Genomic DNA, 16,282 nt, shown 5'->3' with positions numbered 1-16,282 from the left:
AGATCGTACCCTGTATGCACACAAATATAATCAACGCCCAGTGCATCAATTTCGGCTGCACGTTTTGCGATATCTTTTACATTAATCATATCAACAAGGATTTGTGTTCCTTGTTTTTTAGCTTCTTCCACTGCACCCTTGATTGTTGCATCATCCGTCGCACCAAGAACTGTGATGATAGAAGCACCAGCTTCAGATGCTTTCATAACTTCATATCCGCCAGCATCCATAATTTTCAGGTCAGCCAGTACGGTTAAATTAGGAAATGCTGCACTAACTTCTTTTACTGCTCTAAGACCTTCATTAATGACAACCGGAGTTCCGATTTCTACTACATCGACAAATTGCTCTACTTCTTTCACTACTTCTATTGCCTGTGGAATGTTTACAAGATCTAATGCTAATTGAAGTTTCATGAATACTTCACTCCTTAAGTAAATTGTTTTTTTTATATTTGTATTTGATACTGCCTTTATTGTAATCTCTAATTATTTAAAAAAGAAGTACACACTTTTATATCATATAGTGTCCAAAAGTATACTATTAGTAAAGTAACTAAATGAAATATACATAGATCTGCTTTTTGTATGTCCCTTGGAAAAAAATTTGTCAGTGTTCATCCACTATTATGCAGGTTGTTAGAGGGAAAGATGTGAATCGACAAGGAAATTGTATACTTATTATCGGCAATTATTTAGTATCGTAAATTGAGAACCGAGCAACTGATCTAATTCAATAGAGCTCTTATCATTCTGTCCTCCGATGGGGGTTAACAAGCTAAAAACCACAGGGAGAAACCTTTATAAAGGTTTCTCCCTGTGGTTTTTGGTGCCCAATCGCCTAATAAAATTTACTTTTCCTTAATCTGTGTCATCATCGGCGCTAAAATACCCAATATCAGCATTTATGTATTTATTCACTGTCTTTCGATCAAACCCTGTTTCTTCAGCAATAGCTGTTTTTGTCCATCCTTTTTGATGTAATTCTCTTATCATAAAAAATTCCCCTGTCTTCAGCATCGTCTCAAACACTCCAGCTCTATTAAGTGATGAGACAATTATCTGTTATTATTGGGGAATTTAAAGAAATAAAGATCAAGTACCTCATTCATCGAAGCGTATGGTTAGGGAGAGTAAATTAGAAGCATTTAAGCCTTATCTTCTCCAAAGAATCCAAGAAGGAACGACAAATTGTATGGTTCTATTTGAGGAAATTTAAGCCATGGGATACGAGGGGAAAACAACCATCCTCCAAGAGTTGGTAAAACCCTATCGGGGCCACCGTACGATTTGAAACAGCATCAGGAAAAACAAGCTCCGATGGTTTGGGCGGATGTAGGTATGTATGAAGTAGATGGTAGCCTTCTAAAAGTTTATGCATTCAACAGGATTCTGAGTTATTCCAGAATGAAATATGTGGAGTTTACAACAGATATGAAATTAGAAGTACTCATGAAAGCCACATGAATGCCTTTGCTTACTTTAATTGTCTACCGGAACAGATTTTCTATGACAATATGAAAACAGTTGTCACAAAGCATAGTCCAGTAGAGATTCGCTTTAATCGAACGTTTGAAGATCTTCTAGCCTATTATGGAATCGTTCCAAAAGCGTGAAACCTCATTGCCCTCAAACAAAAGGAAAGTGGAAAGAACGGTTCTATACGAAATAATGGTGTACTTAATAATACTATCTAATAAAAAAGTGCGTACTTACAAATAAAAAATATAGATATTATACTTTTATCTACATAGATAATCCTCATCTAAGAACTATTCCTTGGTACATTTATAAGAATCATACTTCACCACAAATTACTGGGGGGATTAAATGACTATTCCACGTAATAATATTTTATACAAGAATTTGTTCAAATGTCCTAAAACGTTGGAAGTACATTTTGTGACCTTTTTCTATTTAGAGAAACAGGGGATTTAGATAATAAGATAAATTTTCCCTACTAAAAAATAATTCCTGTCTAACGTAGGTTACCAATATGGAAAAAAGAAAGATGAGCAATTTAGAAGTACATTATTCTAACTGGAGGCAATCGAGATGAAAGTAGGATTAATCGGTTTAGGAAAAATGGGATTAAACTTAGGCCAAAACCTAATTGAACAAAACCACGATGTTGTGGCCTATGATTTAGATTCCTGTGCTGTACAAGAAATGGAAAGAAATGGAGCTAAGGGAACAACTAATATACTAGAGCTCATTAATTCATTAGAACAACCTCGAATTATTTGGCTTATGGTTCCACATGACGCAGTTGATTTAGTAATTAATGAAGTGACACCGTTTTTAAGTATTGGCGATATTTTAATTGAAGCGGGCAATTCCCACTATAAAGATACAATTCGTCGATACAACAGCCTAAAGAAATATGGTGTGAGCTTTATGGATGTCGGGACTTCTGGTGGGATGGAAGGTGCTAGAAAAGGAGCCTGTTATATGATTGGCGGGGACCTTGAAGCATGGCGCATAGTGGAGCCCATTTTCAGCGATACAGCTGTAAAAAATGGATATTTGTATGCAGGAAAAGCAGGGAGTGGCCACTTCTTAAAAATGATCCACAATGGGATTGAATACGGAATGATGGCTGCCATTGGGGAAGGATTCGAACTATTAGAGAAAAGCGAATTCGAGTATGACTATGAGAAAGTAGCAAGAGTATGGAATAACGGTTCGGTTATTCGTTCATGGCTTATGGATTTAACGGAAAATGCATTTTCTAAAGATGCAAAATTAGATGAAATCAAAGGGATAATGAATTCTTCTGGTGAGGGAAAATGGACGGTCGAAACCGCTTTTGATTTACAAACCGCCACTCCCGTCATTGCGATGGCCTTATTGATGCGCTATCGTTCATTAGAAAACGATACATTTACAGGGAAAGTGGTAGCCGCCCTACGCAACGAATTTGGAGGGCATGCTGTGGAAAAAAGTGAGAAAGCCACTAGCGTTTAAAGACAATGCACTTCCATGAGAGGCTTCTAGTGAAAGAATATATAAGGTTCACTTCAGTAAAATCTAATATTTAAGCAGATAAATAAAAGACAGAAGAAAAGCAGAAAAGTGCAGCTTGGAATTACATAATTACAATTCCGATAAAGTAGAGAGATTAATATGACAACATTACAGATCAAATGATATTTATTGAGTGAAAAAGAACGTGAAACTTGAAAGAACTTTCTTTGTTAGTAAGATAAGGATTTATTTGTTCTGTTTACTGACATTGATATCCAAAGTTATTGAAAGGTATTAATGAATTTAATAATTAAATGGTTTGAAGTAGAATATTTGCTAATTGAACAGATGAAAGATGAAAGATGAAAAATATTTCAATCAAAAGGAGGAAATAAAATGAAAAGAAACAATACAGTTATTCTAAATGAAGTATTGGTAGGATTATATTACGATAAAGAATTAGATAGAATGTTAAATCAATTATCAGATTACTACCAAGTTGATAAACATGATTTTACTATAAGTAGAGTCAATCCAAATTGCTACAATAGAGAATTGATTACTTGATTGAGAGTAGACAAATAATCAATTACTACGATTCTTGGGCATCTTCAACGTGGGGGATCTCCTAGCGCTTTCGACCGTATGATGAGCAGTCAGATGGGAGAAAAAGCCGTCGATTTACTTGTTGAAGGAGAAAAAGGTGTGATGGTAGGTTTGATAAATGGTAAACTGATTCATTCCTCTTTTGAGGAAGCAGCAAAAGAGAAGCATACGATTGATTTGTCCATCTATCATTTAGCAAGAAGTTTTTCTATATAAAAGGGATGATCCGAATGAGAAGTACAAAGATTGTTTGTACCATTGGTCCAGCTAGTGAAGATCCTGAGGTAATAAAAAAGTTAATATTGGCGGGCATGAATGTGGCTCGTCTAAATTTTTCCCATGGGTCGCATGAAGAACATGCATCGCGTATTGAGACAATACGTACCTGTGCCAAAGAGTTAGGGCTACATATATCGATTATGCTGGATACCAAAGGCCCTGAAATTCGCACAGGAGCTTTAGAAAATAGTCAGATTTTCCTTAGAAAAGATGCTTCGTTTATTTTGACTACAGAAAAGATAATTGGAAATCAGGAAAAAGTAAGCATTACTTATGACATGCTTCCAGAGGACATCTATGTTGGAGCTAAAATCTTAATTGATGACGGGCTTATTGAGCTTCATGTTGAATCAATCTACGAAAGAGAAATTTATTGCCGAGTGATAGATGGAGGTGTTCTAAAAGAACGAAAAGGAGTCAATTTACCAAAAATATCCACTAAACTCCCTGGCTTAACTGAAAAGGACATAGCTGATATTGCTTTTGGCATTCGTATGCGCGTAGATTTTATCGCTGCTTCTTTCGTCCGGAAGACAGAAGACGTACTTCAAATCAGAAAAATAATCGAAGAGTTCGGGGCTAATATTTCGATTATTGCTAAAATTGAAAATCAAGAAGGTGTCAATAATGCCAAGGATATCTTAAATGTGGCTGATGGCTTGATGGTGGCCAGGGGAGACTTAGGAGTAGAAATTCCTGCCGAGGATGTTCCGTTGGTCCAGAAAAAGTTGATAAAAGCTTGCAATGCAGCAGGAAAACCGGTGATTACGGCAACCCAAATGCTTGATTCCATGCAGAACAATCCAAGACCAACTAGAGCAGAGGCTAGTGATGTGGCTAATGCTATCTTTGACGGGACCGATGCCATCATGCTTTCTGTTGAAACGGCTGCCGGTACATATCCCGTCGAATCTGTTGAAATGATGAATAGAATCGCAATGAAAGTAGAGTCTTCCCTGATTTATAAACAGCAGGTCAACCATACATCCAGCAGTCAAATGACCGTTACTGCTGCAATGGGACAGGCTGTGACCAAAACGGCCCAAACATTGAATGCAACAGCCATTTTAACACCAACTGAGAGTGGTTATACAGCGAACGTCGTATCAAAATATCGTCCATCCTGTCCTATCATTGCTGTTACTCCGAGAGAGGATACACTTAATCGTTTGGCATTGGTTTGGGGAGTACACCCCATTTTATTTGATGGTGCTGATAATACCGATGAAATGATGGGAAAGGCGATTCAAGCCGCCTTGAAGAAAAAGGCCATTAAGCAAGGAGAATTAATCGTGATTACAGCAGGTGTACCTGTTCGCCAAACGGGAACAACAAACATGATGAAGGTTCATGTGGTGCAAGATGTAATCCCAATAAGAGTGAGGAAGAAAAATGAAAGTAGCAATTGCATCTGATCATAGTGGAGTGAATATTCGGAAAGGTGTAATCTCATTGATGGAGGAGCTGAATATAGAGTATATAGACTTAGTGTGTGAATGCAGCTCCTCTGTTGACTATCCAGATTACGCGATTCCAGTAGCGAATAAGGTAGAACGTGGTATTCTAATTTGTGGTACGGCATTGGAATGAGCATTAAGGCAAACAAAGTAAAAGGTATACGCTTTTTTCGCTTGTGTACGATTTGTATAGTGCTAGGGTAACAAGAGCTAGTTTCTTAGATTAAAAGAATCTGAACGTATTTGCAATACAGAAATTGATAAATTTTCATAAATTAGAATTTTATGAAAAAGGGCAATGGTTTTATCGTTTTTTATCAAGAAAGAATATAATTTGGATAATTCCGATTCTTTTTACCTGTAATTTATGTGAAATTCATGTGAAATTTTGTCTGATAATTCCGATTTTTACAATGATTCCAAAAATAGATTTAGTATAATTATATCAAATCAATGGTTCTAGGACGTTCCTATAAGAATTTTTCATTCATTGAATGCATGGAACCTTAGATAATTTTCATTGAATTAAAGAAGGTTGTAAGCGATTACACAATAAAAGGAGGATATATTATGGGCACACAAGAACAGGTATTACAAAAAGTTGGTCACCCTCTAGAGCCGCTAACAGCAGAGGAAATTTTAAAAGCAGTTGCGATTTTAAAAGAGCAAAAGAACTTAAATGACTCAGCAAGATTCGAACAAGTTGGATTATATGAACCTGCAAAAGAAGTTGTATTAAATTTTAAAGAAGGGGATCCGGTTACACGGGAAGCCTTCATAATCGTTTTAGATACTAAAGATAGTAAAACATATGAAGCAGTCGTCTCTATTACGAAAGAAGAAGTAAGTTCATGGGAGCATATTCCAGGCGTTCAACCATCATTTCTTCTAGAAGAGTATAGTGAACTTGAGGAAACAGTGAAAAAACATCCTGACTTTCTGGCAGCTCTTCAAAAACGAGGTATTGAAGATCCAAATTTAGTTATGGTCGATCCTTGGTCTGTTGGCTACTTTGGTATACCAGAAGATGAAGGTAAAAGGCTTGCTCGTGCACTATGTTTCGTGAGAAAGTTTCCTGGTGATAATGCTTATGCTTATCCACTTACAGGTCTATTACCAGTAGTCGACTTAAGTACGATGGAAATTGTAAGAATTGAAGACTCTGGAGTAAAACCGATTGCTCCTAAGGATGCACTTTATAAACCCGAACAAAATGAAAATATAGAAGTTCGTACAGATTTAAAACCAATAGAAATTACACAACCAGAAGGTCCAAGCTTTGAAATTGAAGGACATAACATTAAGTGGCAAAAGTGGGACATTCGGATTGGTTATACAGCTAGAGAAGGACTTGTTCTTCATACAGTAAGTTATGAGGAAAAAGGGAAAAAACGTCCAGTGTTATATCGTGCAGCTTTATCAGAAATGGTTGTTCCTTACGGGGATACAAACCCTGCCCATGACTGGCAATGTGCCTTTGATGCAGGTGAATACGGAATAGGGCAGTTAGCGAACTCTTTAGAGTTGGGTTGCGACTGTTTGGGTCACATTCACTACTTCGATGCCACAATGGCAACTGGTAAAGGTGAAGTGCATAGAATCCCTAATGCAGTTTGTCTTCACGAGGAAGATTATGGAATTGCGTGGAAGCATACTGATTGGAGAACAAATGATGTAGAAGTACGTCGCTCACGCCGTTTAGTAATCTCGTTCTTCACTACAGTAGCAAACTATGATTACGGATTCTTCTGGTACTTCTATACAGATGGAAGAATTGAACATGAAGCTAAATTAACAGGAATATTGAACGTTGGTGTGATTGAAGCGGGTGAAAAACCGAAGTATGGTTCAGAGGTTGCACCACAGATCAATGCACCAATCCACCAACATTTCTTTAATTACCGTATTGATCCATTTATCGATGGACAAAAGAATTCAGTTGTAGAATTGAATACAGTAGCATCGAAACCAGGTTCAAGTTCAAACAATCCAAGATTAAATGGTTTCTATGCTGAAACGACAACTTTAAAAACAGAACTAGAATCACAACGCACAATGAATCTTGAAACATCAAGAGGATGGAAGATTATTAATCCTAACTCCAAAAACTTTGTTGGGGAGCCAGTGGCTTATGAACTTGTGCCTGGTCACAACACTATTCCATATCTGCACGAAGAGTCAAGTGTAATGAAGCGTGCAGGATTTATTAAAAATCACTTACATGTTACAAAATTTGACCGCGATCAAATGTATGCTTCTGGAAAATATCCTAACCAAAATAAAGGTGGAGATACCTTAGATCATTGGGTAAAAGCTAACCGCCCAATTGAAAATGAGGATATTGTCGTTTGGTATAACATGGGTGTTCACCATATTGTACGTCCTGAAGATTGGCCAGTAATGCCAACTGCCTATATCGGATTCGAGTTAAAACCTCATGGGTTCTTTGATGGAAATCCGGCGTTGGATCTTCCACGTCCGGCAAAAGGTACAAGTTGTTGCAATAAGTAAAAGGGTGTGTGAAAAAAGGGATTGTCTATTATATTCAATTCCTTTTTCACCCTTTTTTATAAATAGGTTAAAAAGTCATTTATTTATGGAGGTACACCTATGTTACTGATGATAAGTACTTTACTCGTCTTAATATATACAAGTGCCTGTTTACTAAAAGTATATCGTAATCGAAAGATTTTAGTAAATATGACAGGTATGATGGTTGCAATGATAATGGGAATGGCTAGTAGCACAGCGATTGGCTTAATTTCTGGAGTCATTTTCAAAGGCGATTTAACCCTTTCTACCATTGTTGCAATGAGTTTCAGTATTATAGTTGGTATTTTAGTAGGAAAACCCATAGGCCTTCTTGCCATGGTAGAAGGAATTGCAGCAGGAATAATGGGTGGTATGATGGGGGCAATGTTAGGAGAGATGCTACCTCTAAACAATTTCAACCTCATGTTAGTATTTATAGATATCCTATTTATAATAAGTGCTATGTTCATTATTCATTTTATTAATGTTGAATTAAAGAAAAATCAAGAAAATTTGGTTTCATATCCTCGTTCCTTCCCTTGGATTATTATATCCATTCTTTCGGCTATCATAATATTTACTTGTGCACACCTAGAAACTAAATCGGTGGATTCTTATAACCAGGTTGATGAGACACATGAGCATCACTAGTGTGGGGTTAATTACCATTGTAAATTCTAGCAAATCTGCTATATGCTGTATTTGAATGTGTTGAACATCTGAGTTTTATAGGAGTGAATTGTTATGAAAGCCCTTACCTTTTTCCCTTCTCAACCTGAAATTCAATATAAGATGGATAATTATATTGAGCATAAACCATTAGCATCAAACATTGCATTATATTATCAATTTAAAACCCAAAAAGAATCTGTTAGTTCATTTTCACTTATTCCTGATGGATCTATTGATCTCCTATTTTGCTGTTGCCCAAATAAACCTTCCTCTTTCCTTTGGACCAGTCCACTTCATCGAAGTGAACAACTAGATTTTCAAGAAGGATGTGAGTATTTTGGTGTTCGATTTTTTCCTGAACAAAGAATTATTAATTTGAAGTATTCTATGAGAGAGCTCCTAGGGAAAAAAATTCCTTTAGTGGATATTTTGCCTCTAGATTTTATTATGGAGAAAATATTAGTTGGAAAGTCTTTTGATGAAAGGGTAAAGCTATTTGAAAAGTTTATTAAAAGTTTACCTTCTGAATTCAGTTATCAGAATGTTGTGGAATATTCGATTAAACAAATTTACTTATCCAAAGGAAATATAAATATCAACCAATTAACGATGGATACTGGATATTCAGACCGATATTTACGCAAAAAATTTGAAGAATCTATAGGATTTTCCCCAAAGCAATTTAGCGAAATTGTTAGATTCCAAAATTCTTTAGCCATGATTTTCAAGGGGAATAACAGTTCATTAGATATCGTACATGAAAACGGATATCATGATCATGCACATTTTATTAAAGGATTTAAAAAATTTGCTCTCTTAACTCCGATTCAATTTATAGAAAATCTTTCTCATATTATGTAGTGCCTATAAATTATATATCCAGAATGATTAGAGATTAAACATTATTTATTATTAAATTAGATAGGGAGGGATTTCTTAGTGAGTTCTAATAATTTGGAGTTGAAAAAAGTTCTGGGTCCTTTACAAATATGGGGCCTAGGAGTAGGTATTGTTATTTCAGGTTCATATTTTGGATGGAATTATGGCCTAGCTGAATCTGGGTTTGTCGGAATGTTAATTGCTACTGCAGTAATTGGAATTATGTATGTAACATTGTGCTTGTCACTTGCTGAGTTATCTACTACGATGCCTCACGCAGGAGGAGCTTACGCTTTTACAAGAAGAGCAATGGGGCCATTAGCCGGATTTATAACTGGCATAGGTGTAACATTGGAGTTTGCTGTAGGTACAGCGGTGTTTACATCTGGTGCAGGTTATTACGTACATTTTCTAATTCCTGCAATCGATCCTATCCTTGCTGCAGCAGTCCTATATGTATTTTTCTTTATTGTTCATATTTTGGGTGTTAATGAATATGCGACAATTGAAATGATCCTTGTTACGATATCCGTAGGTGTTGTCCTACTTTTCTCTTTTTATGGGATGCCACATATTAGTGCTGATAAGCTATTCGGGGGTGATCTCATTCCTGGAGGAATTTCTGGTATTTGGGCAGCTCTCCCTTATGCAATGTGGTTGTACATCTGCATGGAAATGTTACCGATGCTATCAGAAGAATGTCGTGATCCCGTTAAAGATATGCCTAAAGGTATTATGAGGGCCATTTACACACTTGTTATCCTTGCAATCCTCGTAGTCACAGTCACTGTTGGTCTTGGTGGAGCTGAGGGTACGTCTAAAGAAGCAAACCCTCTCTCTTATGCAATAGCAACTGGCGTTAATGAAAATTCATGGTTAATTAGCGTCCTTTCTGTAGTCGGTCTATTCGGTATGCTTTCGAGTTTAGCAGGAGCAATCTTAGCCTATTCCAGACAAACTTTTGCCTTGTCAAGAGCTGGATACTTACCAAAATTTTTATCTAAATTAAACAAAAAACGCCGTACCCCCTATATGGCTATCCTTGTACCCGGTGCAGTAGGGTTCATTTTTGTTCTAATGTTTAATCCAGATCGATTAATTTTAATAGCCACTTTTGGGGCCCTAGTTTCTTACATTATGATGAATTTATCACTCATTATTTTACGCATAAAAGAGCCGAATCTTGCGCGCCCATATAAAGCACCACTTTATCCAATAGTACCAATCGTATCTATTATCATCAGTATACTTGCTTTGTTTTCAAGTGTTTTTAAAGATCCTACCTTTTTCTTCATTAATATAGCCATTTTTAGTGTAGCCATTGTTTATTTCTATGTATGGGCAAGACATCGTATCAATAGCGATGCTCCAGAAGAACAATTTTCTATTATTACAGGAGAAGTAGAAAATGGAGAAATAAAAGAATCAGTATAACTAAAAAAATAACGTTCTTCTATTTCATCTAACACTCTCTATCATGGTGAATTGTTCTATACACATAAAAGAAAGAATTATGATCAAGATTGCACCTTCCATTCATTCAGCTAACTTTGCACGGCTTTAAGAAGATATAAAAGATGTTGAACGAGGCGGAGACGTTTCATCCATGTGGATGTGATGGATGGACATTTTGTGCCAAATATAACAATTGGCCCCTTAATTCGAGGCAATAGACTCGTCACAAACTTACCTTTAGATGTGCATTTAATGATAGAAAATCAAATCAATATATTAGGGTGTTCGTCCAAGCAGGTGCCGATATATTATCGGGTCATGTTGAAGCATGTCATCTTTTGAACAGAACCATTAAACAGATTAAATCTGAAGGCATGAAAGCTGGAGTGGTATTAAATACTCCGGTTTCAATGATCGAGCATGTGATAGAAGAAGTTGACCTTGTATTGTTTATGACAGTAAATCCAGGGTTTGGGAGACAATCTTTCATTCATTCTGTCCTACCAAATATAAAACAAATTGCTGCCATTGTGGAAGAGAGAAACTTGCAAGTTGAAATTGAAGTCGATGGTGGAGTAAATCCTGAAACGGCTAAACTCTGTATCGAAGCAGGAGCTAATGTCCTTGTTGCAGGTTCAGCCATATATAATCAAATGAATCAAAGTCAGATAATTGCAAATATTTGAATTGAAAATCAAGTGTTAAATAGACGTTAAAAGCGAACACAAACTGAGATCCGAGTGATTAAATAATTTCTGTAGAATTGCATGGACCCATCCCTGATTAATAGATTTAGTAACCAAAGTTTTTCTCAACGGATGGGTCCGATTCTTTCTTTAATCCAATCGCATTTGTAGTCTGTTAAAATCAAAAATAATGTGGTGGTAGAAATGTATATCCTAATGATCGGCTTAAATTACAAAACAGCTTCTGTTGGGACCCGAGAACGTTTTGCTTTTAAAGAAGAGACGAAAGAACAAGCCATTCGGGTATTAAAAAACACAAAAAGCATTTCAGAAGGCGTCATTTTAGGAACATGTAACCGTACCGAAATCTATGCCGTAGTTGACCAATTGAATACAGGACGACATTATTTAAAAAGCTTTCTTGCCAATTGGTTTGGAGTAGATAAACTTGAGTTTTCTGACTTCCTTTACATTAAAGAAAACGATGAAGCTGTTGAACATTTATTTCGAGTAACTTGTGGACTGGACTCCATGGTTTTGGGAGAGACACAAATATTAGGACAAGTGAAAAATTCCTTTTTTCAAAGTCAGAATCTTAAGAGTACAGGCACTATTTTTAATATGCTGTTTAAACAGGCAATAACACTGGCAAAACATGTTCAAACGAGTACTGATATTGGGAAAAATGCTGTTTCTGTTAGTTATGCCGCCATTGAATTAGGAAAGAATATCTTTGGAGATTTTCGGAATAAGACGGTGGTTATTGTCGGCGCTGGTAAAATGGGAGAATTGACAGCAAAACATCTCCATGAACAAGGGGTTAACACATTCGTTGTGGTGAACCGAACGTATGAACGGGCAAAAAGTGTTGCTGACCAATTTAACGGCAAAGCGATCTCAATTCAAAATCTGACAGGAGCTTTGATTGAAGCTGATATAGTCATTTCTTCAATTATTACAGACAGCTATGTACTGACAAAACAACAGATTCAAGCAGTTTCTCAGAGAAGAAACTATCGTCCTTTATTCATGATCGATATCGCTGTGCCTAGAAATCTTGATTCCGACATTAATGATTTGGACAATGTTTTCTTATATGACATCGATGATTTAGAAGGTATTGTGGAAGCTAATCTTGAAAAACGATCCCAAGAAGCTGAAAAAATTAATTTAATGATCGAAAAAGAATTAATTTCTTTTAAATCGTGGATAAGCACATTAGGTGTTGTTCCGATTATGGCTGCACTGAGGGAAAAATCATTAACCATTCATCAAGAGGCTGTTCGCCATATTGAGAATAAGTTACCAGATTTAACGCAAAGAGAACTGAAAATTATTCGTAAATACTCAAAAAGTATCGTAAACCAGATGTTACATGATCCATTAATTGGAATCAAAGAAATGGCTGCTACTCCAAACAAAAAGGAAGTGTTAGATATATTTATCCAATTATTTAATTTAGAAGAAGAAATATATAAACAAAATCAAATGAGAGAACACAATACGGAGTCGGACCTACCCAATGCATTGCACCCTTCTACTACCATTAGGAATATTCCTGTTCACTCATAAACTAAAGATACTTGAAGAAATGATTCATGATGCTCTTGATTCAAATGATAAGTCTTTATTTTTAAATGATCGACTTAATCTGCAAAATTAAGACTCGTAGTGTGAACAATCTCGATTATTACAAGACAAGAAAACTCTCAAAACATAACCCTTAAAAAAATTCATAATATTCAGGTAATTAAATTTATTATTTAAAATAGTTAATATAAAAACTTCATGAGGTGATTTAATTGAGTACAAATAATAATAATAATAATAATCTTACAACTAGCTGGGGTGCTCCGGTTGGGGACAATCAAAACTCTTTGACAGCCGGTTCTCGTGGACCGACATTAATTCAAGATGTCCATCTTTTAGAAAAATTAGCTCATTTCAATAGAGAGCGGGTTCCTGAACGTGTTGTTCATGCTAAAGGGGCTGGGGCACATGGTTATTTTGAAGTAACAAATGATCTTTCAAAATATACGAAAGCTAACTTCTTATCAGTAAAAGGAAAACGTACTCCGTTATTTATTCGTTTCTCAACGGTAGCTGGTGAAAATGGTTCTGCAGATACTGTACGTGACCCACGTGGTTTCGCTGTGAAATTTTATACAGAGGAAGGAAATTACGATATTGTGGGGAACAATACACCCATTTTCTTTATTCGTGATGCGATTAAATTCCCTGATTTCATTCATACACAAAAGCGTCATCCGCAAACACATTTGAAAAACCCTAATGCAATATGGGATTTCTGGTCTTTATCCCCTGAATCATTACACCAAGTAACCTATTTAATGGGTGACCGTGGGATTCCTGCCACTTTGCGTCATATGCATGGATTTGGAAGTCATACATTTAAATGGACGAACGATGAAGGTGATGGCGTTTGGATTAAATATCACTTTAAAACAGAACAAGGTGTTAAAAACTTAACAGAAGAAGTTGCAGCACGTATTGCTGGTGAAAATCCTGATTATCATACAGAAGATTTATTTAATGCGATTGAAAGAGGAGACTTCCCGGCATGGAAACTATATGTACAAATTATGCCATTAGAAGATGCAAATACTTACCGTTTTGATCCATTCGATGTTACAAAAACATGGTCTCAAAAAGATTATCCATTAATCGAAGTAGGTCGCATGGTGTTAGACAGAAATCCAGAGAACTATTTTGCGGAAGTAGAACAAGCAACGTTCTCTCCTGGAACATTAGTACCTGGTATCGATGTTTCGCCAGATAAAATGCTTCAAGGCCGTTTGTTTGCCTACCATGATGCACATCGCCACCGTGTGGGTGCTAACCATCAAGCATTGCCAATCAACCGTGCTCGCAATGAAGTGAAAAACTATCAACGCGATGGCCAAATGCGTTTTGACAACAACGGTGGTGGTTCTATCTACTACGAACCAAATAGCTTCGGAGGCCCGACAGAATCAGCTAATGCGCAGCAAGCTGCTTACGCAGTTTCTGGTGTAGCTGAAAGCGTGGCTTATGATCATAATGACCACTATACTCAAGCTGGTGACTTATATCGTTTGATGAGTGAAGAAGAGCGTACACGTTTAGTCCAAACCATTGTGGGTGCGATGACACCTGTTGAAAAAGTTGAAATTAAACTTCGTCAAATTGGGCACTTCCATAAGGCAGATTCAGAATTTGGATCACGTATCGCCGAGGGACTTGGTTTATCAGTATCACAAGAGGTTTAAGATCATTATATGAATGATGATTACAAGTTTAAAAAATGATTTTTAAACTGTAATGCATTCTCACTTATTCTCTAATGAATTAAAAATTCAATTCTAACGAAAAGATCATCTTAGTGATGGTCTTTTCTACTACCTTACTTAAAATATGACTAATGAGGTGTTGAATATGTATCAACATCGTTTGGATAAAGGATTTAAGCTTTTTAAATTAAATGGTTTAAAAATGACACTCCAACGTAAGGCCATCATGGAATATTTAGCAACTTCTGAATCTCATCCAACAGCTGATGACATTTTTAATTCATTAACAAAGAAGTTGCCCAGTTTGACAAATGCGACCGTTTATAATAATTTAAAGTGCTTAAAAAAATTGGGCATTATAAATGAACTCACTTTTGGCCAGGCTTCCAGCCGTTACGAATGGGCAACCTCCCTTCATTACCATGTTGTATGTTTATCTTGTGGAAAATTACGTGATTTTAACTACCCTAGATTAACAGATGTAGAGCTATTTGCTGAAAAAAAATCGGGCTATAGCATAAACCGACATCACTTTGAGATTTATGGAACCTGTTCAGACTGTAATCATAAAAATATATAAAAATTACATAAATGTTTCATTATTTAAATAGGTAATATTTTTATCTTGTTGATTCAATAAAACACACTTAGAATCCATATGTAAGGAGTCTTTATATTGCAAAGATTGGGCATGTTAAAATCATTTAATGAGTTAGTGTAAGAGAAGAATAACAAGAATAGACAAGAATTACTTAATGATAGATAAGCATTAAGTAATTGAAAAACGTATCGCAATGAGTTTAAAAATCTTGCTTTCTTTGTATTTTCATAGAAAAGCTCAGATTATCCTATAAATAATCTGAGAGGAAACTTCCCCTTAAAAACCCCCTTTTTTAAGGGGGTTAGTTAGATAAATTTTACAGTTATGAAAAAATAGTTTTATAAAATAAAAAAGGACATTTTTTTCCCTGTTCCTCGTATCGGCCCCACCTACGCCAATTACTATGACGGCCCCCACATGCCATCCACCCACTTTTAGTATATAAGAAAGCGCTTACATTTTCAATGGTTAATAGAGAACAAATTTCGACAAATACACTCAGAAGGCTGTGGAAACAAATCATCTGTGGAGTGGAAGTGTTGCATATGCTGAAAAAAGGATAACTTCAACAAGGGGTAAAGTCTGTCCAAAGCGAGATTGAATTCATACATAAATTATTTGGAGTAGCATCATAATTCATAGATGAAAAGGATATTGAGGGGTTCTATGTTTCTAACAAAACATATTTGCATCAGAACCAATTTTTGTATTCAATATACCTTTGACAAAAATGGTGAAGAAAGTATCGCGAAATATATTAGAGATTACCAAGATTATTTAGAAAAGCAGGGCTACTAATTAAGTAGCTCCTTTTTTATGGTTTTTTCACCTTGGTTTTGCTTTCTTTAATTCTACATCC

The 16,282-nt window shown here is 36.0% G+C and carries 13 protein-coding genes and 5 pseudogenes; 16 read left to right on the top strand and 2 right to left on the bottom strand.

Annotated elements, in window-relative coordinates:
* Positions 1-416 (bottom strand): 3-hexulose-6-phosphate synthase (gene hxlA, locus AC1DUW_RS05940; RefSeq protein ID WP_477642191.1); only part of this gene is annotated, 416 nt, incomplete at its 3' end.
* A gap of 444 nt (positions 417-860) precedes the next feature.
* Positions 861-995, bottom strand: coding sequence for a terminase gpP N-terminus-related DNA-binding protein (locus AC1DUW_RS05935; RefSeq protein WP_477642190.1), 135 nt, complete (start codon positions 993-995; stop codon positions 861-863).
* 91 nt (positions 996-1,086) lie between these two features.
* Between AC1DUW_RS05935 and AC1DUW_RS05930 the strand changes: the two are divergent.
* The 16 genes and pseudogenes from AC1DUW_RS05930 to AC1DUW_RS05855 all read left to right on the top strand — a co-directional run.
* Positions 1,087-1,644, top strand: a pseudogene (locus AC1DUW_RS05930) (transposase); the annotation flags it as partial.
* Between the two features lie 410 nt (positions 1,645-2,054).
* Complete coding sequence (gene gnd, locus AC1DUW_RS05925; protein ID WP_379151200.1) at positions 2,055-2,966, top strand: phosphogluconate dehydrogenase (NAD(+)-dependent, decarboxylating); 912 nt, start codon at positions 2,055-2,057, stop codon at positions 2,964-2,966.
* A 396-nt stretch (positions 2,967-3,362) separates the two neighbouring features.
* On the top strand, positions 3,363-3,533 hold the full coding sequence (locus AC1DUW_RS05920) for a hypothetical protein (RefSeq protein ID WP_340455825.1): 171 nt from the start codon (positions 3,363-3,365) through the stop codon (positions 3,531-3,533).
* 21 nt (positions 3,534-3,554) lie between these two features.
* Positions 3,555-3,608: pseudogene (locus tag AC1DUW_RS05915) on the top strand (hypothetical protein); the annotation flags it as partial.
* Between the two features lie 3 nt (positions 3,609-3,611).
* Positions 3,612-3,788 carry a hypothetical protein gene (locus AC1DUW_RS05910; protein WP_477642189.1) on the top strand — a complete coding sequence of 59 codons (177 nt, stop codon included), beginning with the start codon at positions 3,612-3,614 and terminating at the stop codon, positions 3,786-3,788.
* A gap of 14 nt (positions 3,789-3,802) precedes the next feature.
* Complete coding sequence (gene pyk, locus AC1DUW_RS05905) at positions 3,803-5,266, top strand: pyruvate kinase (protein ID WP_477642188.1); 1,464 nt, start codon at positions 3,803-3,805, stop codon at positions 5,264-5,266.
* Positions 5,244-5,517 (top strand): annotated as a pseudogene (locus AC1DUW_RS05900) (RpiB/LacA/LacB family sugar-phosphate isomerase); the annotation flags it as partial. The gene pyk and the pseudogene AC1DUW_RS05900, both read left to right, overlap by 23 nt.
* A gap of 361 nt (positions 5,518-5,878) precedes the next feature.
* Positions 5,879-7,819 (top strand): primary-amine oxidase, encoded by a 1,941-nt coding sequence (locus AC1DUW_RS05895; RefSeq protein ID WP_379151206.1) that lies wholly within the window; start codon positions 5,879-5,881, stop codon positions 7,817-7,819.
* A gap of 99 nt (positions 7,820-7,918) precedes the next feature.
* Positions 7,919-8,491 (top strand): hypothetical protein, encoded by a 573-nt coding sequence (locus AC1DUW_RS05890; RefSeq protein WP_340455821.1) that lies wholly within the window; start codon positions 7,919-7,921, stop codon positions 8,489-8,491.
* A 93-nt stretch (positions 8,492-8,584) separates the two neighbouring features.
* Positions 8,585-9,373 (top strand): AraC family transcriptional regulator, encoded by a 789-nt coding sequence (locus tag AC1DUW_RS05885; protein ID WP_340455819.1) that lies wholly within the window; start codon positions 8,585-8,587, stop codon positions 9,371-9,373.
* 78 nt (positions 9,374-9,451) lie between these two features.
* Positions 9,452-10,825 (top strand): ethanolamine permease, encoded by a 1,374-nt coding sequence (gene eat / locus AC1DUW_RS05880; protein WP_477642187.1) that lies wholly within the window; start codon positions 9,452-9,454, stop codon positions 10,823-10,825.
* 136 nt (positions 10,826-10,961) lie between these two features.
* A pseudogene (gene rpe / locus AC1DUW_RS05875) lies at positions 10,962-11,532 on the top strand (ribulose-phosphate 3-epimerase).
* A 204-nt stretch (positions 11,533-11,736) separates the two neighbouring features.
* On the top strand, positions 11,737-13,104 hold the full coding sequence (gene hemA / locus AC1DUW_RS05870) for a glutamyl-tRNA reductase (protein ID WP_477642186.1): 1,368 nt from the start codon (positions 11,737-11,739) through the stop codon (positions 13,102-13,104).
* Positions 13,105-13,334: 230 nt separating this feature from the next.
* The gene (gene katA, locus AC1DUW_RS05865) at positions 13,335-14,801 is read left to right on the top strand and encodes a catalase KatA (protein ID WP_477642185.1); all 1,467 of its coding nucleotides are present in this window, start codon (positions 13,335-13,337) and stop codon (positions 14,799-14,801) included.
* Between the two features lie 166 nt (positions 14,802-14,967).
* Positions 14,968-15,402, top strand: coding sequence for a Fur family transcriptional regulator (locus AC1DUW_RS05860; RefSeq protein ID WP_477642184.1), 435 nt, complete (start codon positions 14,968-14,970; stop codon positions 15,400-15,402).
* Positions 15,403-15,941: 539 nt separating this feature from the next.
* Positions 15,942-16,058: pseudogene (locus AC1DUW_RS05855) on the top strand (IS6 family transposase); the annotation flags it as partial.
* Positions 16,059-16,282 lie beyond the last annotated feature (224 nt).

Source organism: Peribacillus sp. P4_C12 (genome assembly GCF_056402095.1).
The sequence above is the reverse complement of the archived record's forward strand: the minus strand, read 5'-3'. Positions and strand labels throughout refer to the sequence as shown.

What these genes read in the sequence shown, in the direction of transcription:
- AC1DUW_RS05920 (WP_340455825.1), top strand. Translation starts at nt 3,363, where the DNA reads ATGAAAAGAAACAATACAGTTATTCTAAATGAAGTATTGGTAGGATTA.
- AC1DUW_RS05895 (WP_379151206.1), top strand. Translation starts at nt 5,879, where the DNA reads ATGGGCACACAAGAACAGGTATTACAAAAAGTTGGTCACCCTCTAGAG.
- hemA (WP_477642186.1), top strand. Translation starts at nt 11,737, where the DNA reads ATGTATATCCTAATGATCGGCTTAAATTACAAAACAGCTTCTGTTGGG.
- AC1DUW_RS05860 (WP_477642184.1), top strand. Translation starts at nt 14,968, where the DNA reads ATGTATCAACATCGTTTGGATAAAGGATTTAAGCTTTTTAAATTAAAT.
- gnd (WP_379151200.1), top strand. Translation starts at nt 2,055, where the DNA reads ATGAAAGTAGGATTAATCGGTTTAGGAAAAATGGGATTAAACTTAGGC.
- AC1DUW_RS05935 (WP_477642190.1), bottom strand. Translation starts at nt 995, where the DNA reads ATGATAAGAGAATTACATCAAAAAGGATGGACAAAAACAGCTATTGCT.
- pyk (WP_477642188.1), top strand. Translation starts at nt 3,803, where the DNA reads ATGAGAAGTACAAAGATTGTTTGTACCATTGGTCCAGCTAGTGAAGAT.
- AC1DUW_RS05885 (WP_340455819.1), top strand. Translation starts at nt 8,585, where the DNA reads ATGAAAGCCCTTACCTTTTTCCCTTCTCAACCTGAAATTCAATATAAG.
- AC1DUW_RS05910 (WP_477642189.1), top strand. Translation starts at nt 3,612, where the DNA reads ATGATGAGCAGTCAGATGGGAGAAAAAGCCGTCGATTTACTTGTTGAA.
- AC1DUW_RS05890 (WP_340455821.1), top strand. Translation starts at nt 7,919, where the DNA reads ATGTTACTGATGATAAGTACTTTACTCGTCTTAATATATACAAGTGCC.